The 20,535-nt window shown below is 58.6% G+C and carries 25 protein-coding genes, 1 tRNA gene, 1 other RNA gene and 1 pseudogene; 10 read left to right on the top strand and 18 right to left on the bottom strand.

Annotation, left to right across the window (positions count from 1 at the left end; all coding sequences use genetic code 11):
- Position 1: 1 nt before the first annotated feature.
- From cbiB to DXY31_RS12315, 8 genes and pseudogenes are all read right to left on the bottom strand, one after another.
- On the bottom strand, positions 2 to 1,039 hold the full coding sequence (gene cbiB, locus DXY31_RS12280; protein ID WP_114994040.1) for an adenosylcobinamide-phosphate synthase CbiB: 1,038 nt from the start codon (positions 1,037 to 1,039) through the stop codon (positions 2 to 4).
- Complete coding sequence (locus DXY31_RS12285; protein ID WP_170953689.1) at positions 1,036 to 2,091, bottom strand: hypothetical protein; 1,056 nt, start codon at positions 2,089 to 2,091, stop codon at positions 1,036 to 1,038. The genes cbiB and DXY31_RS12285 overlap by 4 nt, the downstream gene beginning before the upstream one ends.
- A 153-nt stretch (positions 2,092 to 2,244) precedes the next feature.
- Positions 2,245 to 2,454, bottom strand: a pseudogene (locus DXY31_RS17235) (ketol-acid reductoisomerase); the annotation flags it as partial.
- 172 nt (positions 2,455 to 2,626) lie between these two features.
- Positions 2,627 to 3,661, bottom strand: a complete 1,035-nt coding sequence (locus DXY31_RS12295) for a hypothetical protein (protein WP_137024980.1) — start codon at positions 3,659 to 3,661, stop codon at positions 2,627 to 2,629.
- Positions 3,662 to 3,782: 121 nt separating this feature from the next.
- Positions 3,783 to 4,778 carry a ketol-acid reductoisomerase gene (gene ilvC, locus DXY31_RS12300; protein ID WP_114994042.1) on the bottom strand — a complete coding sequence of 332 codons (996 nt, stop codon included), beginning with the start codon at positions 4,776 to 4,778 and terminating at the stop codon, positions 3,783 to 3,785.
- Between the two features lie 56 nt (positions 4,779 to 4,834).
- Complete coding sequence (locus tag DXY31_RS12305; protein WP_066906823.1) at positions 4,835 to 5,437, bottom strand: ATP-dependent Clp protease proteolytic subunit; 603 nt, start codon at positions 5,435 to 5,437, stop codon at positions 4,835 to 4,837.
- 54 nt (positions 5,438 to 5,491) lie between these two features.
- Entirely contained in the window at positions 5,492 to 6,163 is a 672-nt protein-coding gene (locus tag DXY31_RS12310) for an ATP-dependent Clp protease proteolytic subunit (protein WP_067094175.1), read from the bottom strand.
- A gap of 29 nt (positions 6,164 to 6,192) precedes the next feature.
- Positions 6,193 to 7,347, bottom strand: a complete 1,155-nt coding sequence (locus DXY31_RS12315) for a PIN/TRAM domain-containing protein (protein ID WP_114994043.1) — start codon at positions 7,345 to 7,347, stop codon at positions 6,193 to 6,195.
- Positions 7,348 to 7,418: 71 nt separating this feature from the next.
- On the opposite strand from DXY31_RS12315, the gene hemW reads away from it, so the two are divergent.
- The gene (hemW, locus tag DXY31_RS12320; protein ID WP_114994044.1) at positions 7,419 to 8,681 is read left to right on the top strand and encodes a radical SAM family heme chaperone HemW; all 1,263 of its coding nucleotides are present in this window, start codon (positions 7,419 to 7,421) and stop codon (positions 8,679 to 8,681) included.
- On the opposite strand, the gene panB is transcribed toward hemW, so the two are convergent.
- Entirely contained in the window at positions 8,593 to 9,411 is an 819-nt protein-coding gene (panB, locus tag DXY31_RS12325) for a 3-methyl-2-oxobutanoate hydroxymethyltransferase (protein WP_114994045.1), read from the bottom strand. The two genes, hemW and panB, sit on opposite strands and share 89 nt — an antisense overlap.
- 44 nt (positions 9,412 to 9,455) lie before the next feature.
- Between panB and ffs the strand changes: the two genes are divergently transcribed.
- Positions 9,456 to 9,552: signal recognition particle sRNA small type (ffs, locus tag DXY31_RS12330), an RNA gene on the top strand.
- Positions 9,553 to 9,617: 65 nt separating this feature from the next.
- Here ffs and ftsZ read toward each other — a convergent pair.
- From ftsZ to miaB, 5 genes are all read right to left on the bottom strand, one after another.
- Positions 9,618 to 10,778 (bottom strand): cell division protein FtsZ, encoded by a 1,161-nt coding sequence (ftsZ, locus tag DXY31_RS12335; protein ID WP_114994046.1) that lies wholly within the window; start codon positions 10,776 to 10,778, stop codon positions 9,618 to 9,620.
- Positions 10,779 to 10,850: 72 nt separating this feature from the next.
- Positions 10,851 to 11,693 (bottom strand): cell division protein FtsQ/DivIB, encoded by an 843-nt coding sequence (locus DXY31_RS12340; protein ID WP_114994047.1) that lies wholly within the window; start codon positions 11,691 to 11,693, stop codon positions 10,851 to 10,853.
- Complete coding sequence (locus tag DXY31_RS12345; protein ID WP_066906837.1) at positions 11,693 to 12,103, bottom strand: hypothetical protein; 411 nt, start codon at positions 12,101 to 12,103, stop codon at positions 11,693 to 11,695. The genes DXY31_RS12340 and DXY31_RS12345 overlap by 1 nt, the downstream gene beginning before the upstream one ends.
- 25 nt (positions 12,104 to 12,128) lie before the next feature.
- Entirely contained in the window at positions 12,129 to 13,190 is a 1,062-nt protein-coding gene (locus DXY31_RS12350) for a D-alanine--D-alanine ligase family protein (protein WP_114994048.1), read from the bottom strand.
- A 39-nt stretch (positions 13,191 to 13,229) separates the two neighbouring features.
- Positions 13,230 to 14,642 (bottom strand): tRNA (N6-isopentenyl adenosine(37)-C2)-methylthiotransferase MiaB, encoded by a 1,413-nt coding sequence (gene miaB, locus DXY31_RS12355; protein WP_371639444.1) that lies wholly within the window; start codon positions 14,640 to 14,642, stop codon positions 13,230 to 13,232.
- On the opposite strand from miaB, the gene DXY31_RS17855 reads away from it, so the two are divergent.
- Together DXY31_RS17855 and DXY31_RS17860 are read left to right on the top strand one after the other, a co-directional pair.
- Positions 14,641 to 14,949: a hypothetical protein gene (locus DXY31_RS17855; RefSeq protein ID WP_371639448.1), complete on the top strand. Its 309-nt coding sequence runs from the start codon at positions 14,641 to 14,643 to the stop codon at positions 14,947 to 14,949. The two genes, miaB and DXY31_RS17855, sit on opposite strands and share 2 nt — an antisense overlap.
- Entirely contained in the window at positions 14,889 to 15,200 is a 312-nt protein-coding gene (locus DXY31_RS17860) for a hypothetical protein (protein WP_371639449.1), read from the top strand. The genes DXY31_RS17855 and DXY31_RS17860 overlap by 61 nt, the downstream gene beginning before the upstream one ends.
- 115 nt (positions 15,201 to 15,315) lie before the next feature.
- On the opposite strand, the gene DXY31_RS17060 is transcribed toward DXY31_RS17860, so the two are convergent.
- Positions 15,316 to 15,462, bottom strand: a complete 147-nt coding sequence (locus DXY31_RS17060; protein WP_170953690.1) for a hypothetical protein — start codon at positions 15,460 to 15,462, stop codon at positions 15,316 to 15,318.
- 879 nt (positions 15,463 to 16,341) lie between these two features.
- Positions 16,342 to 16,560: a hypothetical protein gene (locus DXY31_RS16500; protein ID WP_137024981.1), complete on the bottom strand. Its 219-nt coding sequence runs from the start codon at positions 16,558 to 16,560 to the stop codon at positions 16,342 to 16,344.
- Here DXY31_RS16500 and DXY31_RS17580 point away from each other — a divergent pair.
- The 3 genes from DXY31_RS17580 to DXY31_RS17725 are packed head-to-tail and all read left to right on the top strand — an operon-like array spanning position 16,531 to position 16,874.
- Positions 16,531 to 16,608 (top strand): hypothetical protein, encoded by a 78-nt coding sequence (locus tag DXY31_RS17580; protein ID WP_244279794.1) that lies wholly within the window; start codon positions 16,531 to 16,533, stop codon positions 16,606 to 16,608. The genes DXY31_RS16500 and DXY31_RS17580 overlap by 30 nt on opposite strands.
- Before the next feature lie 9 nt (positions 16,609 to 16,617).
- Positions 16,618 to 16,749, top strand: coding sequence for a hypothetical protein (locus DXY31_RS17720; RefSeq protein ID WP_256359632.1), 132 nt, complete (start codon positions 16,618 to 16,620; stop codon positions 16,747 to 16,749).
- Positions 16,746 to 16,874: a DUF1611 domain-containing protein gene (locus DXY31_RS17725; protein WP_137024982.1), complete on the top strand. Its 129-nt coding sequence runs from the start codon at positions 16,746 to 16,748 to the stop codon at positions 16,872 to 16,874. The genes DXY31_RS17720 and DXY31_RS17725 overlap by 4 nt, the downstream gene beginning before the upstream one ends.
- Before the next feature lie 26 nt (positions 16,875 to 16,900).
- On the opposite strand, the gene DXY31_RS12365 is transcribed toward DXY31_RS17725, so the two are convergent.
- Positions 16,901 to 16,973: transfer RNA gene (locus DXY31_RS12365), tRNA-His, on the bottom strand.
- 44 nt (positions 16,974 to 17,017) lie between these two features.
- Here DXY31_RS12365 and DXY31_RS12370 point away from each other — a divergent pair.
- Genes DXY31_RS12370 through DXY31_RS12380 form a run of 3 tightly spaced genes read left to right on the top strand, consistent with a single transcriptional unit; the run spans position 17,018 to position 20,040 of the window.
- Complete coding sequence (locus DXY31_RS12370; RefSeq protein WP_114994050.1) at positions 17,018 to 17,446, top strand: DUF4359 domain-containing protein; 429 nt, start codon at positions 17,018 to 17,020, stop codon at positions 17,444 to 17,446.
- On the top strand, positions 17,443 to 18,690 hold the full coding sequence (locus tag DXY31_RS12375; RefSeq protein WP_114994051.1) for an amidohydrolase family protein: 1,248 nt from the start codon (positions 17,443 to 17,445) through the stop codon (positions 18,688 to 18,690). The genes DXY31_RS12370 and DXY31_RS12375 overlap by 4 nt, the downstream gene beginning before the upstream one ends.
- A gap of 18 nt (positions 18,691 to 18,708) precedes the next feature.
- Entirely contained in the window at positions 18,709 to 20,040 is a 1,332-nt protein-coding gene (locus DXY31_RS12380; protein ID WP_114994052.1) for an FAD-binding oxidoreductase, read from the top strand.
- On the opposite strand, the gene DXY31_RS12385 is transcribed toward DXY31_RS12380, so the two are convergent.
- Entirely contained in the window at positions 20,030 to 20,515 is a 486-nt protein-coding gene (locus DXY31_RS12385) for a pentapeptide repeat-containing protein (protein ID WP_244279795.1), read from the bottom strand. The genes DXY31_RS12380 and DXY31_RS12385 overlap by 11 nt on opposite strands.
- Positions 20,516 to 20,535 lie beyond the last annotated feature (20 nt).

Raw genomic sequence — 20,535 nt, forward strand, 5'->3', positions numbered from 1 at the left:
GTTAAGCGGCCCAGCTAAAGCCGGCAGCGATCATGAGCCACAGCAGTTCAAGACGCTTGGTAAGCCCCATGATCCGTTTCACGCTCAAAATATCGGCTATTGGAAATTCAGCTCCCAGCAGCGGTTTCTCGACCCAGCGATTGCCGTAGCGGTTTCTTCCACCAAGCTGTACTCCAGCGCAATGGGCATAGATCGCTTCTGAGCGTCCTGCGTTGGGAGAGTCATCGTGCCGGCCTTCCGATTCGGCAGAGCTGACCAGTGCTGACCACTGCAGCCAGGACCTGCTGACCAGGGGCAGGGACAGCATCACGATCCGGCAAGGCAGCCAGGTCATGAGGTCATCGAGTCGGGCGCCAGCGGTGCCAAGCCAGCGCAACCGCCCTTTGCGGTAACCCAACATGGAATCCAGGGTGCTGGCTGCCTTGAAGATCCAGGCCAGAGCCAGTGGTCCTGGACCTGCTGTGAATCCCGACATCCACAGTCCCGCTCCGACCAGCATCCAGAACAGCGGAGCAAAAAGGCCGTCCACGGCATTCTCGCTGGCCGTTTCCGCGGCAGCGCGCAGGATGTCGTTCCTGTTGAGCGAGGTGGTGTCGCGTCCCACAATCCAGCTGAGACGTCGCCTGGCCTCCAAGGGCTCCACGCCGTCGTCGGCAGGCAGTGCCACAAGGACGCTGTGCACACTCTCTTCCAGGCTTTTGCTTGCCAGCGAACTGGCCAGGGCAATAACCCACAGCACCCTGGCGGCCAAATTGATCCAGTCATGGCTGCCACCCCAGCGGCCAAGGACCAGTTGGTCCAGCAGCCAACCGCATAGTCCGCTTGTCAGAACAAGCGTGAACGTGATGATTAGACCGGCGATCGACAGCCTGATCGGGCTGTCCTGAGCCCAGGTCTCGGCACGCAGGCGCATCCGTTGGATTCCCCATCCCATCACAATCACGGGATGGAGCCAGGTGGCTGGATCACCAATGCAACGATCCAGCAGTGCTGCAAGAAGAATTCCTGCCGTGGCAAGCGTTGAGGCTTGCAGGGTCATGCCTGTGCTGGGGCTGTTCGGGGTTGCGTGATGGCCAGGGCAATGAAACCTGCCGAGACCAGTGGCAAGGCGGCCGACAGGCTCAGCACCTGGCAGATCAATCCCAGGCCGATGCTGCCGACCAGACCTCCAACGGCTCCGGAGCGCACCAGCACCTGCCAGCGCAAGGGTTCATCCCCAAGAGGCGTGAGCCGCTCAACCAGTGCGGCATCGCTTGCAGCTGCCAGGGCTCCGATCGGAACGAACAACAGCACGGCCAACCAGGCGGGCACCGTTGCCTGGCTCAGCAGCAACAGGGCGCAGATCAGCAGATAGGGCACCGAGCGGTGCACTCGGGGGGTCCACCGACCGAGGGCTCTGCCCAGCCCGTAGGAGGCCAGCACCATGCCGAAGTCGAAGCACCTCCCGCCATCGACATCACGAACCCATAAAGCCAGCAGAGCGAACAAGGCACCCATCACCAGCCCCTGCAGTGCACAGGATCGGTCCCAGGGCGGAGTGTTGGATGCATTGGACGCTTCCTGCGCAGCGATCGGGCGCGTCGCAGGGCGTGAGGCAACGATGGCGAGAGGCAGCAGTAGGACCAGTGCAGGCAGAAACTGAAGCAGCGCCGGAAACAGCAATGCGGCCAACAGATTGCCGACCAGGGCTCCGATTTCCTGGCCGCTGCGCAAGCGCTTCATCGTGCTGCCTGCCTCAACGATCAGATGTCGCTGCAACGGCAGGATGGAGACTTCCTGGCCAATCCCGAACAGCAACACCGCTGAGAAGCTGCCCAGCAGCAGCAGTGTCTGCTGGTCCCCCATCGGCTTCAGGGCCAGACTGACGCTCAACAGAAGCAGCACGCCTAAAATCTGGAGCCCATAGCCGCGTGGCGTTCGCTTCAGCTGCAGCAGAAAGGGGAGTGCACCCAGTGCCGGCAGCATGGTGTTCAGCAACGGAGCTGAGGTGATTCCGCTCACCATCCATGCTGTTGCTGCCAATGAAAGATTGACTCCTGCCTGGGAAGAACCCTGCAGCAGCATCGGAGGTGCAGGCAATCGGACGCTCATCGTCGACTTGCTGGAGAGATCACTCTTCAAACACCTTGCCTTGTTGTGCGGCCTGACGCACTGACAGGTCAAGCAACGGAGTTAGGGCAACGACGGCCCCTTCGCACCATGGGAGGTGGCAGATCATGCGCAACCTCACATGGTGCGGTTGATTCAGGACGCTTTTAGCCAGCTGAACATCGAGCGCAGGCCCTTGCCAACTTCCTCGATCTTGTGCTCTCCGTCGCGTTTGCGGATCTTGTTCATCTCGGGCTTGCCGGCTTCGCACTCAGCAACGAAGTTCTTGGCGAAGGTTCCGTCCTGGATGTCCGCCAGGATGCGCTTCATCTCCGCTTTGGTGTCGTCGGTGATCAGCCCACCGCCAAGCCGCAGCGCCCAAGGCCGTTCACCGGCGATGGCTTCCACCCCCAATCGAAGCTGCTGAATCACGGCTCCCATCACTTGCACCGGATGTAGACACCAGCGCGGATCACCGATCAGTCGGTCAAGACAGCACGCAGCGATGACTAAACCAATCGAAGGCAACACGGTTGGATCAATTGGTGCTGAGAGAGATAGTGGGTCGACGCCAACGCCAGGTAACAAGGGCAGCAAAGCTAAAGAGCAGCGACACCAGCAACATGGCTGAAGTAACGCCAATGGCCTGTCCAATCCCTCCCATGATCAGGCTGCTAATGGCTGAAGCAATTGCTAGAGAGCGAAATAAGATATCCCGTCGGAATGAAAGTTCACCATGCTGTTTGAGGTGATCTATTAATTCGAATTCAATGCTTGTAATCGAAGCGCCCAAAGGGATAAAGATGAAGACATCAACCCAGAGAGGTGTCTGTGGTAAAAATGCAATAAAGATCAGCACAGCACATAAAAAATAGTGAGTGACTCCAGACAGCTTTGGGAGAGCTTTGTTTGTGAATATCCTGCCCAGCATAAAAGCGCCAAAGACAATGGAAAAGTCCAGCGCCGATCCTCTTTTGATGCTGATGACCCAAAGTGGTAACAAACCAAAAAGAGCGCCGATGCAAAGGCCTTGTAAAAGGCACCAATGATCGATGGGAGGAGCTGATTGGGTGGCGTTAGTGTTTTCTAAGGATTGATTGGTTGGCGCTTGAGGATAATATTTGCTTAGCCAAAATGGTGCAAGTGCTAGTAAGACTGCAGGCGGAAATAGCTTAAAAAGGGGATAGACAATTCCTCCAATAATGGTGCCCATCAGGCTTCCAGCGTCTGAGGTTTTTTGTAGTGATTTATTGGTAATAGCTGCTTCTTTCAGGACAATCCCTGTGATCGGTAATAGGCAGATAAGGCTGCCATAGGAGGCGAGCTGTGCAACCCCAAGCGTCGAGACAATGACGAGCCAGTTGGGAAGTAGATCAAAGTACAGGAAAACAACAATGAGTTCCAGCAGTATCGTTGCCAAAAAAAAGGCATTCATCCCTTTGAGGGATCTTTTAAGAGGTAAAAAAGCAGGAAGATTCTGGGCTCCGATCAAGAGACTGTTAATCAATGGAGATGACGACGTCTCAGCCAGCAGCCAGGCTGAAGTGATCACCACCACGTTGATCGAAGCCATCCAGCTGGCCCAGCTCAACACTTTTTGAGAGCTCGCCAAGGAGGTTCCAACACCAATGCCATAAGCTTGCTCAATGCTGATGGCATTGTCAGTTGCTGCGTTAGCCCATTGGCTTCGCTGATCAGGATGCCTTCAGCCAGCTGAACATCGAGCGCAGCCCCTTGCCGACCTCCTCGATCTTGTGGTCACCGTCGCGTTTGCGGATTTTGTTCATCTCGGGTTTGCCGGCTTCGCACTCAGCCACGAAATTCTTGGCGAAGGTGCCGTCTTGGATGTCCGAGAGGATGCGCTTCATCTCCGCTTTGGTCTCATCGGTGATCAGGCGGGGACCACTCACGTAATCGCCATACTCCGCGGTGTTGGAGATCGAGTCGCGCATGGCCGACAAACCACCTTTCACCATCAGATCCACGATCAGCTTCACTTCGTGCAGGCACTCGAAGTAGGCCAGTTCAGGCTGGTAACCCGCTTCGACAAGGGTCTCGAAGCCAGCTTTCACCAGTTCTGATAGCCCGCCACAGAGCACAGCCTGTTCGCCAAACAGATCGGTTTCGGTTTCTTCCTTGAAGTTGGTCTCCAAGATTCCGGCACGGGTGCCGCCGATTCCCTTGGCGTAGGCCATGGCCAGGCCACGGGCGTTCCCGGAGGCATCTTTTTCAATGGCGAAAAGGGCTGGAACCCCTTGGCCGTTCTGATACTCCCAACGCACGGTGTGACCGGGGCCCTTGGGGGCGATCATCACCACATCCACATCAGCAGGCGGTTGGATCAGGCCGAAACGGATGTTGAAACCATGGGCAAAGCTGAGCACCTTGCCAGCGCTTAGATGTTGGGCGATTTCCTTGTCGTAGACCTCTTTCTGGAACTCATCGGGCAGCAGCACCATGATCCAGTCCGCTTTGGCGGCAGCGTCAGAAACGCTCAGCACCTCCAGACCGTCGGCCTTGGCTTTGTCTGCGGAGCGGCTTCCTTCGTAAAGCCCCACCACCACGTTCACACCGCTGTCCTTGAGGTTCAGGGCGTGGGCATGGCCCTGGGAGCCGTAGCCGATGATCGCGACTGTCTTGCCGCTGAGCAGCGAGAGATCGGCATCGGAGTCGTAGAAAAGCTGAGCCATCCGGACGATGAACGTGGAGCTTGGTAACGACCGAGCTTACGCAAGTGCCTGACCGATCAGGCCTCGTTGGGGTGGGCGATCACCCGGTCAATGAGCCCATAGTCCTTGGCCTCCTCGCTGCTGAGGAAGTAATCGCGATCGGTGTCTTTCTCGATTTTCTCGAAGCTCTGGCCGCTCATCTCAGCCATGGAACGGTTGAGCATTTCCTTCATGCGCAGGATCTCGCGCGCCTCAATTTCGATGTCGCTGGCCTGTCTCTGGGCAGTTCCGCCTAGCGGTTGGTGAATCATGATCCGGCTGTGGGGGAGGGCCAATCGTTTGCCCTTGGTGCCCGCTGCCAGAAGGAAAGCGCCCATTGATGCCGCCAGACCCACGCAGATGGTGACCACGTCGCTCTTGACGTATTGCATGGTGTCGTAAATCGCCAACCCTGCAGTTACAGATCCACCAGGGGAGTTGATGTAGAGATAAATCGGCTTGCTGCTGTCTTCGGAGTCGAGATAGAGCATCTGGGCAACCAGACTGTTGGCCACCGCGTCGTTGACCTCAGAGCCGAGGAACAGGATTCGCTCCACTCCCAGTCGGGTGTAAATGTCTACCCAACGCTCCATCTGGCTGCCAGGGAGGCGGTAGGGGACGCTAGGGGTACCGATCGGCATGTGTCCTTGTGGGTTGAAGGAAAAAGGGGTGAAATGTGAGAGAAGTGGGCTGAATCAGCCGGCCGGGACTGGAGCTGGAAGCTCTTTGCGACTGGAGAGCACCCGGTCAATCAGTCCATAGTCCTTGGCCTGATCCGGGGTGAGATAACTCATGCGATCGGAATCCTTCGAGAGTTCCTCCACGCTGCGGCCCGTGTTCGTCGAAAGGATTTCGAGCATGGCCCGCTTGTTGTGCAGCACTTCCTTGGCACGGATCTGAATGTCCGTGGCCTGGCCCTGTGCTCCGCTGCGGGGCTGATGCAGCACGATCGAGGCGTGGGGCAGGGCTGCGCGGTGACCCTTGGTTCCGGCAGACAGAATGACGGCTGCCGTGCCCATCGCCTGGCCGATGCAGATGGTGTGGACGGGCGGCTTCACGTAGCGGAGCGTGTCGCAGATGGCGAAAGCTTCCGTTTCGAATCCAATGGCATCGCCTGTGTACCAGCTGGTGCCTGTTGAGTTGATGTAGAAGTAGATCGGCTTGTCGGGGTTATCGAACTCCAGAAAAAGCAGTTGGGCAATGATCAGTTCAGTCACATCCAGCCCCACCTGACGTTTGGTGTCGTCATCGGAGAAAAGGGGTAGACCCAAATAGACAATGCGCTCCTTGAGCAGCAGTGAAGGCAGATCAGGAGGGGGTGTCCGCATCACCGACGAATCGCCGTAATAAGGAGCTGATGTAGTCATCCGCGTCGGGCCGCCGTGGTCTGTGGACCCTAGCGGGACTCAGGGGTTGGACGCTCGTTGCGACGGTTCTTACGGGGTGGTTTTGCGCCTGGGCTGCTCTTGCCGGTGGCGGTTGTTTCGCCTTCTTGATCGAGCCGACCGAACACCATCCGCCCGCTTGGGTTTTGTAAGGCTCCGGTGATCACCACGGCCCGCCGCTCACCGATGGCTGCTCGGGCGTTTTCAATCACCACCATCGTGCCGTCATCCAGGTATGCCACCCCCTGGTGCTCTTCCTTGCCTTCGCGGACGATCTTCAGGTTGAGCTCATCCCCCGGCTGCACTTCAGGGCGCAGGGCGATCACCAGTTCGCTCAGGTTCATCACCTTGAGTTCCTTCAACCGGGCCACCTGAGCCAGGTTGAAGTCGGCTGTCACCAGGGTGCCGCCGGTGTCTTCCGTGAGCTGCAACAGACGATCATCCGTGCCGGCCCCGTCGTAGCGGGTCGTATTGATCACCAGACGTTTGTTGTAGGTCTCACGCAGGGCATTGAGCAGCTTCAGGCCACGTCGCCCTTTACCGCGTTTCTCGAGGTTGTTGGAATCAGCGAGCTGCTGCATCTCGTTGATCACTGTCTGGGCCACGATCACCTTCCCCTCCAGCAGTCCGCAGCCAATCATTCCCTGGATACGCCCGTCGATGATCACGCTGGTGTCGAGGATCTTGGCTGTGGCGGGTGTAAGCACTCCATCCGCCACGAGTAGAGCTTCCGTGGAGGTTGGGTTGAACAGCCTCAGCAGCGTTCGTCCATGCACCTCAGCGAGGTTGTAACCCAGCACTCCGAAGAACACATTGCTCAGAATCGCTGCCAGAGGCTTCACCAAAGAGCTGGCGCCAGCCAGAGGCAGCAACAGAATCGGAGCCAACAACAGGTTGGCCACCAGCAGGCCGAGGATCAGTCCAACCGCCCGGCTGACCAGAAGATCGGTGGGCATCGTGCGCACCTGATTCATCAGTCGCTGCCGCAGCCGTCGAAAGACAAGGCCTGCCACAAGTCCGATCACAGCCCCAACGGCGCTCAAGCCCAAACGCACTTCCTGGGCGTTGGTGTCATCTAATAGTTCCTGTGGAAGCAGATGCACACCCATCCAGCCGGTCGCCGTTCCGGAGATCAGGAACAGGATGATGATGAGCGCTTCGACCATGAGGTTGGGTTCTCACTGCCCAGTCCAGTTGCAGGCAGCATGCACCATTCTCACTCTCCTGGCTCGGGCTGATGACCGCACCCGCGCCCCGTAGCGCTTACGTCCATATTCCTTTCTGCCATCGGCGCTGCTTCTACTGCGATTTCGCGGTGGTGCCGCTCGGGGACAAGGCGGATGCCGAGGGAGGGCCAGGGAGTCGCTCGATCGAGACCTATCTAGGGCAACTGCTCCATGAAATCGAGCTTTCTCCATCGGGTCCGCCCTTGGCCACCGTGTACATCGGAGGAGGCACCCCCTCGCTGCTGACCCCTGAACAGATCGGGCGTGTCCTCAACGCACTGCGAACGCGTTTCGGCTTGCAGAGCGGATCTGAAATCACTCTGGAAATGGATCCCGCCAGCTTTGAGCAGATGGATCTCGAAGCCCTGCTGCGATCCGGTGTGAACAGGGTCAGTCTCGGTGGTCAGAGTTTCGACGACCAAGTTCTGGAATCCCTCGGTCGCCGTCATCGCCGCTCGGATCTGCTGGAAGCATGTGAATGGCTTCACAGAGCTGTTGAGAAGGGCGCTCTGCGCAGCTGGAGCCTTGACCTGATCCGCAACCTCCCCGATCAGAGCGATGACGCCTGGGGAATTCAGCTGGAGCGAGCTGTTGCGATAGCTGCTCCCCATCTCTCCATTTATGACCTCAGCGTTGAACCCGGCACGGTGTTCTCGAAGCTGGAGCAACGCGGTGAGCTGCAATTGCCCGATGAGGATGGCGCTGCCGATCGGATCGCAGCGACCAGCAATCGGCTTGCTAAGGCTGGCTACTGCCGCTACGAAATCTCCAATTTCGCCAGGCCAGGTCATGCGTCGCGCCATAACCGGGTGTACTGGAGCGGTGCCGGTTGGTGGGCGTTTGGTCTGGGAGCAACCAGTGCCCCATGGGGTGAGCGCTTTGCCAGACCGCGCACCCGTGAGACCTATGGACAATGGGTCGATCAGCAGCAGAGGGACGGTGCGCATTCGTCTTTGCTGCAGGCGCTTGCCCTGCCGATGAGCTTGGAGGATCGTCTGCTCGTGGGGCTAAGGCGACATGAAGGTGTTGACTTGCTGGAGCAAGCCCTGAGTTGCGGCTGGTCCCTGGAAGCTTGCAGCCGTTGGCTGCCTCCATTGGAGGATCGCTGGGCAGATTTTCTTTCAACCAATCTGATGCGCCGAAGCGGCGCACGCTGGCAGCTCACCGATCCTCTAGGGATGGCCGTCAGCAATGCGGTTCTGGTGGAGTTGGTGGAGTGGTGGGAGGAGCTGATGGCTGACGCTGATCTTCCAGCCAGTTGCTCAAGGCCTTGACCGCCAGCCCCCGACCATCCATTCGGGCCTGGCTGAAGGGGGGTTGTGATCGGGTGAGTCCGAGCAGATCGGCGGTCACGCTCACCTGCCCATCGCAGTCGTCCCCGGCTCCGATGCCGATCACCGGGATGCTCAAACGCCGCCTTACCTGCCCTGCGAGTTCGGCGGGGACATGCTCGAGCACCATGGCGAAGCATCCCGCTGATTCCAGTTCCGAAGCTTGCTGCAGCAGGCGTTCCTGGCTGCGTGGATCCTTGGCCTGACGGCGGTATCCAAGGCTGTGGACCGCCTGAGGCAACAGTCCCAAATGCCCCATCACAGGGATCCCCGTGCGAACCAGGCGTTCAATGACCGCCAACACCTCGGGTTCGGCACCTTCAAGCTTCACCCCAGCCGCATCGGATTGTTTGATCAGGGTTCCTGCTGCCGCTACAGCACGATCCAACCCGCACTGGTAGCTGAGGAAGGGAAGATCCGTGATCACCAGCGGTTGTTTGGCCAGCGGTTGGCTCAAGCCTCGGCAGACCGCCTGAGTATGCAACAGCATTTGCTCCAGTGTGACCGGAAGGGTTGTGCTGTGGCCAAGGCTGACCATGGCCAGTGAATCCCCTACCAGCACCACATCAGCGCCGGCATCCTCCACGAGGGAGGCACTCAGAGCATCCCAGGCGGTGAGCATGGTGATTGGTTGGCCGGTCTGCTTGAACCGGATCAGGTCAGAGGCACGCAACCGCGTTCTCGGATCAGCGGACTTCCATTGCTAACATTGCAAGTGACTCGGACCTATGCGGTTCAGACGCCCAAACTTGGTCAGAACCGGAAGGCAGCAGCCACACGGGATGCTCTGGACAGGCGTGGACTCCGGGTCACCACATTTTTATCTGTATTTGAGTTCGTCAAATTCAGAGGGTTGATCTGAAGTGATGACTGCTGAATTCAGCTGTCCTTCCCGCCATCCTGGCGTTGCTGACGCTGTCTGAGGAATTCGGGGATGCGCGCACCGGCATCCTGAGATTCGGCAGAGCTGAAGGCCGATGTTGCTGCGCGCGGAACGCTTCTCTCGGTGCGATAGGGCTGACCGTTCTCAAAGCCTGTCGCAATCACTGTCACGTGAATCTCTCCTTCAAGACGTTCGTCAACGACAGCTCCAACAATGATGTTGGCCTCGGGATCCACCACGTCGTAAATCACTTCTGAGGCACTGGTCATGTCCTCAAGGGTCATGTCACGGCCGCCGCTGATGTTGATCACACAACCCTTGGCACCATCGATGCGGGCGGCCTCAAGCAAGGGACTGTTGATCGCGGTCTGGGCGGCTTCGATCGCACGGGAACGGCCCGATCCGATGCCGATACCGAGCAGAGCGGTGCCTGCTTCTGTCATCACTGAGCGCACATCAGCGAAGTCAACATTCACCAGGCCTGGACAAGTAATGATGTCGGTGATGCCCTTCACACCCATGCGCAGCACATCATCAGCACTGCGGAAGGCTTCCTGAAGAGGCGCACTACCAATGGCATCGCGTAGACGGTCGTTGGGAATCACGATCAGCGTGTCCACATGTTCAGCCAGCCGGGCGATGCCCTCATCGGCCTGTCGCATGCGACGACGTCCTTCAAAGCCGAAGGGCTTGGTCACAATCCCAACGGTGAGGGCGCCACTTTCTTTTGCGACTTCAGCGACCACAGGTGCTGCACCAGTTCCAGTGCCTCCGCCCATACCAGCCGCAATGAAGACAAGATCAGCACCCTGAAGTGCCTGCTGCAGGTCAGCGCGGGATTCTTCAGCTGCTTTCTGACCGATGCTGGGGTTGCCACCTGCCCCGAGGCCACGCGTCAGGGTTTGGCCAAGCTGAACGCGATGTTCTGATGACGATTGCAGCAACGCCTGTGCATCAGTGTTGAGAACTCTGTAAGCGACGCCTTCAAGGTCGCTTTGAATCATGCGGTTCACCGCATTGCTGCCACCGCCACCAACGCCGATGACTTCAATTCGCGCCGATTGAGAGGGAAGAATTCCTGCTGAATCAGGAGAAGGGGACATCTGACCGCTCACCATCTCCATCGTCGACGTCGAACCATTGAGGTGCGTGTGCATTATGTCCCTGCGAGCGACGATCGCCGAATTCAAATAACACTCGTTGTGGTTTCAGCACTGAGCAACCGCGGGTCAGGGTTCGCTCGTTTTCTGCTTGGGATCTGGTTTTAACTGCAACTCGGGTTTGGAGGGGTCGGAAAGATCGATGCCGCTGCTGTCTTTGCCTCGCAGGGTTTCAGGAAGACTGCTGGATAGCAGGGCGATCGTGCTGAGCTGCTGATCCAACAGACGTTCATTGGAACCCAGCCTCACAAGCCCAAGTGTTTTTAAGCGCAGGCTGAGATCGCCATCCGGGGCGATATGAATCACATTTAACGGACTGCCTAACTGATCCCGCCGCGCCAGCACTGTTGCAATCATCGAGCGCCGGCTGGGAATCCATCCCTCCACACGCACCGCACTATCTGGGGCTTCACCCTGGCGAGCAACGGTGAGCGGCATCCAATGCCCTTCAAGATCAACCATGCCCTGTTCCTTGCCTCGGGCCCCCATCCGGCTTGCAGCCGCGATAGGTCGGCGATCCTTCAGCTCGATATCCAGACCGGGAGGAACGAGGCGGCGCTGCACCGACACGGACTGCACCGGCAGTTCGGCCAGCAATCGGCGCTCGAGACGAGCTGGTTCAAGGGTGATAAGGGGGCGTGGGAAACGCAGCCCGGCAGCTTTAACCACGGCCTCACTGCCAAGTCGGTCACTGCCTCGGACCGTGAGCTGCTGCTGCGAGCGCAGGCTCCAGCCGGTACTGAGCAGCACCCAGATCAGTCCGCTTGAGACTGCGCCGAACAGCAAGATGCGCCAGCTCTGAATCAACTGCTCTCGCCGTCGCTCCTGGCGCAGCCTGCGCCTGCGCTCGACGCCTGGAGGCAGGGGAACGCTGCTGTTGCTGTCCTTTTGCTTAACTTTCGAACGTGCCATCACAGATCGCAACGAGCCTTGGCCATCAATTGATTCATCCAGCGTCGAGCCCGTTCAGCATCTGAGAACGGCACATCCATCTGGCGGCCTTCGCCGATCAACCTCAGGCGGCAGCGACCCTGGGATTCATGGGCCAGTGGTGCATCACCCGAGGAGAGTGACATCAACTCCACCAGCTCGAGTGTCTTGATCACAAAGCGCCCTTCATCTTTGAAGCTGCCGGCATGGAAACTGCTCCAGCACAGTTCGCCGTTCTTCAGTCGTGCAGCCCCGCAGCCGTCGAGTTTGGCCAGCTCGGATGATTCGCTCCAGACCCGGAACAAATTCTGGCGTCGCCGCTCCAGCCAGCCCAGGGCCGCCAACAACACGAACACCAGCAGCAGGGGGAACCAGAGCAAACCGTGCATCATCGCGGCAGCAGCAGAGGCAGAAGGCTCATTCTTGCGCTGTGGCCACCAGCTCCGCCACCAGCTGTGGCAAAGGAATACCGGAGGCCTCCCACAGGGTGGGATACATGCTCTGTGAGGTGAAGCCCGGCAGCGTGTTGATTTCATTCATCCAGATCTGGCCATCTGCGTCGTCGTAGAAGACATCCACGCGTGCCTGGCCATAGGCGTGAACGGCTCGGCAGGCATCAACGGCCATGGCCTGAATTCTCTGGCTGACCTCATCGGGTAGGGGCGCAGGGATCAGCGTTTGACTGAGACCTTCGGTGTATTTGGTCTCGTAGTCGTACCAGTCCGCATCGAACCGCACTTCACCCACCACGGAAGCCCTCAGATGCTCACGCCCCAGCACTGCACACTCCAGTTCCCTTGCCTTGACGCCCTTTTCCACCACGAGGCGCGGATCGAGTTCCGCTGCCAGCTCTAGGCCTGCCAGCAGCTCATCGCGATTGCGTACTTTGCTGATGCCCACGGATGAGCCGAGGTTGGCGGGCTTTACGAAACAGGGGTAGCCGAGCTCTTTCTCCAACTTGGCGAGCACACACTCCAATTGCTGCGGATGTTTGAGGTCAGCTGCGTTGACTCCGACGTAGGGCACCTGGTTGATGCCCGCGGCGGAGAAGGCTGCTTTCATGGCCAGCTTGTCCATGCCCACGGCCGATCCGAGCACGCCTGAACCCACGAAGGGTTGTTGCATCAGCGTGAACAGACCTTGCACCGTGCCGTCTTCTCCGTTGGGTCCGTGCAAAACCGGATACCAGACATCGATTTGATCGGGATCCACCGGCAACTGGCGCAGTCCACGCGCTGGCAGTGGCTGAGGCAGTTGGTCATTGGTCAGTGCTGATCTTCTCTCCAGCACGCTTTTTGCGATGGTGTCCGGCCACCAGCGCCCTCCATGGTCGATATAGAGAGGCGTCACCTGGAACCTCCCCTGATGGCTGGCGTCCGCTAAGGCCTTGATCACCGTTAAGGCCGACCGGATTGAGACGTCGTGTTCACCGGATGCACCTCCGAACACCACGCCAACGCGGATCAGGGAAGTCGGCATGGGAGGACAAGCTGCACAACGGTCTGCGCCGCAAACGTATCAGCCGTGCACAGGGGTGCCACTGAGAGAGAAGGAGCGTACCGCGCTGATGCGGACCTGAACGAGATCGCCGGGTTGATAGCGGCGTCCGTCAGAGCTCTCCGCACTGAAAAACGTCAGGCGGTTGGTGCGCGTGCGTCCCATCAGCTGCGTGGGGTCTTTGGGATTGATGCCCTCAGCCAGCACCTCTTCAACCTGGCCGGCATAGCGGTCATTGCGCTTTTTGGCGCAGCGCTCGACCAGGGCGTTGACTTCCCGAAGGCGTGCCACCTTTACGTCCTCGGGTAGCTGATTGTCCCAATTTGCAGCTGGGGTATTGGGCCGTGGTGAATAGGCGGCCGTATTCACCAGGTCAAAGCAGATCTCCTCGATCAATTGCAGGGTGCGTCTGAACTGGGTGTCGGTTTCGCCAGGGAAAGCAACAATCACATCGGCGCTAAGTGAGGCCTCAGGCATGCGCTCACGGATGTGGTCGATGATTTTGCGGTAGCGCTCGATCGTGTACCCGCGGGCCATGGCCTGCAGTACGTCGTTGTCTCCGCTTTGGAAAGGAATGTGGAAGTGCTCGCAGAGCTTGGGTAGATCAGCGCAAGCATCAATCAGACGCCGAGTGAAATAGCGGGGATGGCTCGTGGCGAAACGGATCCGTTCGATTCCCTCCACGTCATGGACGTGATAGAGCAAGTCGGTCAGTGTGTTCTTGCGACGCCCTTCTGCAGTGATGCCAGGCAGATCGCGTCCATAGGCGTCGATGTTCTGCCCTAGCAGAGTGATTTCCCGGTAACCCTGCGCTGCCAGTCCTTCCATTTCCAGTTTGATTGCATCCGGCAGGCGCGACTGCTCCTTGCCGCGAACGGATGGAACTACGCAATACGTGCAGCGTTCGTTGCAGCCGTAGATCACGTTGACCCAGCCGCAGATGCTGCTGTCGCGGCGAGCCGTGGTGATGTCTTCAAGAATGTGGTGCTCTTCAGTCGCCACCACTTGCTGACCGCTATCAACTTGCTGCAACAGGGTTTCCAGCCGATTGGCGTGCTGCGGGCCCATCACCAGATCCAGTTCGGGAACGCGCCTCAGTAGTGATTCACCTTCCTGCTGGGCAACGCAGCCTGCAACCACGAGTTTGAGATGGGGGTTGATGCGTTTCCGACGTGCCTGGCGCCCGAGGTAGCTGTAAACCTTCTGTTCAGCGTTGTCGCGGATCGTGCAGGTGTTGTAGAGCACCAGATCGGCGTTGAGCTCGGCCGTGGCTTCCCGGTACCCCATCGACTCCAAGATTCCGGCCATTCTCTCGGAATCAGCCTTGTTCATCTGGCAGCCGAAGGTGGTGATCCAGTAGCTGCCTCGCTCCAGGCCTGGCACTTGAGCTGTTGAGGGAGAGGCGGTAACGGTCAAGGCGGAGGGCCGTCCGATGGACCGCCGACGAGGGAACCTTCCTTCAGTGTGGTTCACAAACGTCCCCTGTCACCTTGAGGGTCGCTGCGCAGGTTGCATGGGCTGGTTGCTGCGTTGGTTTCCGCTCACCAAGCCGGTTCCATTGGCCATCAGCCGAGGCACCACGTCGGTTGTGGAACGGCTTGAACTGTGCCTTGACCATGACGGAATCACCGGTCGGGGTGAATCCGGTGGTGTCTGGACACCGGTCACCGCTCTGATGGATTGCAGGGCATCGAGGCTGAACTCCAGGGTGTGCTGCCCGCCCTCAACAGGTGGCTTCTGACGTTTGAAGTGGTTCTGCTGGAGCAGGCTGCGGCTGCAAGCCTTGATCTCCAGGAGGATCGACTGCGTATCGCCCCCCAGGTGGATGGGCTCAATCTCAAACTGCTCAAAACCATTGGCCTAAGGGATGCCTTGTTGATGGCCAGAGTTGCCGGGCGATTGAACCTTGATTTGATGGTGGGGTGTTATTTCAGACAGCTCTCTCCCCATCGGAGCTGCAGCTCAACGGGTGTCGTTGATCCGCTGGCCTGATCTCAACAGTCATCTCAATTTTGTTGACGACACTTATCTCGGACTTGCGCTGGATCAGGACAGACTGTCCTTGTCATTTGCAGCTGGTCTAGGAATCAGCAGCACATCAACGTTTTCAAGCTGATTGGCTGGCCTCTTGTTCGGCCAGTTCACGCAGATAACGACGTCTTTGAGGGGACTCGTAGCCAGTGATTTGATAGGCCTTGGCAGGTTTGCCAGACCTTCTCCACTCCCGATGGGGAGCACTTTCTCTTCGATTCATTTGAGTTCAACTTATCGGATCTCGCGCAGTGGACCCTTCAGGGCTCTTCGGCGTTTGGTAATTATTGCACGGCTTTCAAGTTTTTGCATGAAAGTCTGTTTTGCGCTGAGTGACGGACAGTCGATTTGGTCTGAGGTTGTGTGACCTTCTGTGGATCAAGTATGGGCTTAAAAAAACCTGTTCTCCACCATTGCTCTACATGCACAGGCCATGCATGGTGTCCTCTGCAGAGTTAAGTAGTGAAGCTGAATTCGTGCTTTGCCGATGGCCACTGATGATCTGTGGCATCGTCGCCTCTTGTCTCGGGCTTTTTTTAGCCGAGGTTGGATTGTTGGAATCTAAGGTTGATCGCCAGAATGTAATCGTGTGCTTTGTTGGGCGGTTCGCAACCTGCTGAAGCAGTGTGATTCTGGCTTCGGAGAGGCTATTCAAAAGCCAGCCAAATGGAGCAGGGTCTCTAGTGTGGCCAGGCCCAGAAGAAATGTGGCGCCGAGAAAACTTGCTTCTTTCAGTCCTTTGGACATGAGCAGTGCCCCCAGAAAATCGCAGCCTTCTGAACAGAAGATTAATCAGCAGTGCAGCTCGAGATTGTTTAAAACACAAAAATATTTTTTGCCTGTCGATGACAATCAAGTTTCTACAGTGTTCTGTGTCATTGGAGCCCAAAGGCCTGCTTTTGAGGCTGTCAGCTACACAAAAAATCGTGACTTTTCATTGAGTTGATGATTTTTTGTTGCGTGTTTGCGTTGCGTTTTCGATGTGTGGTGCATTCGATCAGTCAACGAAGCCTTGCTGTGATTCACGCATGCAGGTTGGTGGGCATTGCTAGATCCATGCTCACTGGTGTGGGCCCCATCGATTGAGTCTTGAATCCATCACTCAGTGCCCTTCAGGCTTTGCTGCCATGCCACTGGTGCTGATGCAGAACGGAGGTCTGAGGTTTCTCACTGGTAAAACTGGGCTGGCGATGTAGCGCCATCGGCCTCGTCCGATTGTGGCCGTGATTGATCCTGACCTGCAGGCCAGCGGCTGGACCTTGTCATGGGGATTGCCAGGCCAGTGCCAGTGATGCGCAATCTGGACGAGGCGCTTGCCCATGGACTAGCTGTTGCTGTGGTCGCTCTGGCTCCCTTAGGAGGTGGATAGCCCGATGCCATGAGGACCGATCGATTCGCGGCACGCAATGCCGGCTCGTCCATCGCCATTGGTTTGCACACCTATCTGAACGATGACCAGGAGCTGCAACCAGCGTTGCAACGCGATCTGGATCTGGGACCTGCGCGGTGAGCCGACTGGACGATCAGCAGGCATCGGCAGCCGTCAAACAGTTCGCTGCACACCTTGGAATTCTGTGCAGGGATCCCATCCGCCATGGAGCGGGTGATCTGCTTCAGGCTTTGATCACTTCTTAAAACGCAGCCTGCTCAAAAGGTGAAAGGGCGAGCGAGGGGATTCGAACCCCCGAATAGCGGCGCCACAAGCCGCTGCCTTAACCACTTGGCGACGCCCGCCGCGTCAGTAAGAATCTATCAATTCGCCCTGCAGTCACACCCGCATGTCTTCGCCTCGTTGGCCCTGGCCTTCAGCAACGGCGAGTGCAGCTTTGCTGGTGGTGGTAGGAAGTAGCGCTGCATTGTTCGTCACCAATCCCACCAGGGAGGACTACCGGGTCTTTGCCGGCGAAACACTGGCAAAGCTGGCCACCAAGGAGATCTGTGAGCGTCAGACCTTGCCGATGGTGCTGCAGCTCTGGATCAGTGACTGTCCTCGCTTGATCGCTGATCAGGAGCAGGCGCTGGCGTTGCTTGCTGACCAGTTCACCCGTCGCTGGAACCTTGGTCTGGCCAGCGTTTATACAACGACTGTCGGTGGCCAGAACCTGTTGCCTGCCCTGCGGTTGCCGCGCTATTCAGTGACCAGCCTGGGACTTGCAGGCCAGTTTTTGGTGCTCAATGCCCATTCGGATGCCGGCAAGCTCGAATGAGCACAGCAGCTGTTTCGTTGTCATCCGGTGAGCTCAAAGCACGTTGTCCTCGTTCTTTGCTCGATCTTGGTGCCGAGCCGATGCCAACCGCTGGGGTTGATGGATTGATTCCCGTGCTGCTCACCTGGTCAGGCAGCAGGATCCTGTCGGTGAGGGCAACGTCTGAGGCCACCGGTCTGGTGTTGCCCCGACTGGTGGAACCCCATGCCCATCTGGACAAGGCGTTTTCCTGGACTGAGCACCCCAATCTTCAGGGCACCTATGAGCAGGCCCTAGCGGCCAACTTCAGGGAGCATGAGACTCGCACGGCGGCGAAGGTTGAGCAACGTGGAGAGCGCTGTTTGCAACTGGCTTGGCAACACGGTCTGCGAGCCGTGCGCAGTCATATCGACAGCCTCGGACCTGGCTCGAACTTCAGCTGGGAGGTGCTCTCCGATCTGCGCAATCACTGGCATGAACGCATTGAGCTGCAGCTCGTGGCTTTGGTGCCGATTGAGCACTGGTCCACGTCCGAGGGGGAGCACTTGGCTGCTGCGGTAGCCAAGGTGGATGGACTGATTGGCGGTGTTCTGGCACCTCCCTGTAGAGGTCGGGCCACGCGCCGTGCTCTGCGTCGTCTGCTGGAGCTTGCGGATCGACACGGCTGCCCGGTGGATCTGCATATTGACGAAGCAGCCTCCCAGCCTGCAGAGGGCGTGCGCCAGCTATTGCGTGTGCTTGAGAGTATGACTGTTTCGGTGCCTGTTACCTGCAGTCATGCCAGCAGCCTGTCGCTGCTGTCAGCCGGTGCATTGCAGCGGCTGGCAGCCCGTATGGCGCGACAGAACCTGCAGGTGGTGGCACTGCCGCTCACCAATGGCTGGTTGCTCGGTCGTCACGACAACGAAACCCCGGTCTGCAGACCGCTGGCGCCGATCCGTCAGCTGCAACGCGCAGGGATTCCTGTGGCTGTCGGTGGTGACAACGTTCAGGACCCCTGGTATCCAGGCGGTCAGCTTGATCCCCTGGCACTGATGGCCATGAGTCTGCCGCTGGCTCAGCTCGCCCCCTGGGATGAACATGGTCTGAAGCCCTTCGGAACTGATGCGACGGGGCTGATGGGTTTGGAGTGGGACGGACGGTTGCGCGCGGGTGCACCAGCGGATCTGATTCATCTGCCCGCTGGGGGCTGGCCTGAGTTGCTGTCGATGGCATCCCGACGTCGGGTTCTTGCCGGTGGAGATTGGGTGCAGGATTGGGCGTAACGCCCTCAAGACCGACCAATGCTTCCTGATGCCCTGCGAACTGAGTTGGCGGCAGTCCCCGGCCTCAGGTTGTTGACCCAGCCGGAGGAGCTGGATCGGTTGTCCCGTGATGCGTATGACTACTCGCCTGTGCTTCAGAAGCGTTTGGCCGATTGCAGAGCGGAGCTTGTGGTCAGGCCGGACACTGTTGAGGCGGTTGTGTGTGTGGCGGCAGCGTGCCGGCGCCACGCGGTTCCTTTGACCCTACGCGGATCAGGCACTGGCAATTACGGCCAGTCCGTGCCTCTGGAATCTGGGGTGGTGATGGTGATGACCCAGCTGCGGGCGGTGCGTTCCATCGATCAGGCCAGCGGCGTAGCCGTGGTTGAGTGCGGGTGTCTTCTGAAGGATCTCAACAGAGAGCTGGCTGGTTTTGGCCGGCAGTTGCGTCTAATGCCGAGCACCTGGCGCAGCGCCACGATCGGTGGCTTCATCGCCGGAGGTTCCGGTGGCATCGGCTCCGTGCGCTGGGGATTTCTTCGGGATCCGGGGCACCTGCTCGGACTGGAAGTGGTGACCATGGAGCAGGAGCCAAGGGTCCTACAGCTCGAAGCTTGTGATGCCGAGGCGTTGAATCATGCCTACGGCACCAATGGCATCATCACGGCATTGAGGCTGGCCACTGCACTGCGTGTTGATTGGCAGGAAGTGGTCGTGGATTGTCCGGACTGGACAACGGCAGTGGAGCTGGCAAGGCGTTGCAGTTCAGCGGCCATCGACCTTCATCTCTGCACCGTTCTGGAGGCAGCTGTGGTCGAGTTGCTGCCGAAGTGGGATCTGCCTCAGCACCGCGCTGATCGCCTGTTGCTGCTCGTGGCACCCGATGCGGTGAGCACGGTTCAGCGGCTGGCGGCCGCTGTAGGTGCTGACCTAACCCATCTGGGGGCGGAGGCCGACCGCCAAGGCAACGGTCTCCGAGAGCTGAGCTGGAATCACACCACCCTGCATCTGCGTCAGCGTGACCCTGACTGGACCTACCTGCAGATGCTGCTGCCGCAACCGGAGATCAACTGTCTGGAGACTCTGAAGCAGGCCTGGGGTGATGACTTGCTTTGGCATCTGGAGGCTGTTCGACAGCAGGGAGCTCAGCGCATTGCAGCGCTTCCTCTGGTGCGCTGGCGCGGCGTTGAAGCACTGGAGCAGTTGATGCAGCAATGCAGGGATCTCGGCGCTCTGATCTTCAATCCACATGTGCTCACCGTGGAGGGTGGTGGCCTCGGTGTGGTGGATGGTGATCAGGTGGCCACCAAGCACCGTTATGACCCTGCCGGTTTGCTGAACCCAGGAAAACTTGGAGGCTTCAGCAGTTGAGGCTGTCGCGCGTTGAGACACCCGTGGTGGTGTTCACGCCCTCAGCTTCTTGGCAGAGCCGGCGCTGATCATCTCGGTCCAGCAGAGCATCACTGAAGTCAGCGCCATCGATCTGGGCTCCGGCAAAGCTGCTGCCGGCAGCGATGACGCCGATCAGCAGAGCATCGCGCAAATCCGTACGCGTGAAATCTGCCCGGTCCATCAGCGCATCGCTGAGATCGGCTCCATGAAAATCAGCTTCGGCAAAAGCCCCCTGGGTGAAGATTGCCCCATGCAGATTGGCTCCGCTGAAATCAGCGCCACGCCCAACTGCGCCAGCGAAGGAGGTGTTGGTGAGTTGCTGGTCGTGAAAGTCACCGTCGCTCTGGTTGGTGAGCGTGTAATCCACCCGATCTTGAAACAGCGCTCTGTCTTGAAGGCCTACGCCAGCGGAGGTATCAAGTGCCAGAACAGTGACCGGCGTCAGCCAGGTCATCACCAGGGTGAGTGCGGCGA

It is taken from the genome of Synechococcus sp. UW179A, assembly GCF_900473965.1.
Classification (GTDB): Bacteria; Cyanobacteriota; Cyanobacteriia; order PCC-6307; family Cyanobiaceae; genus Synechococcus_C.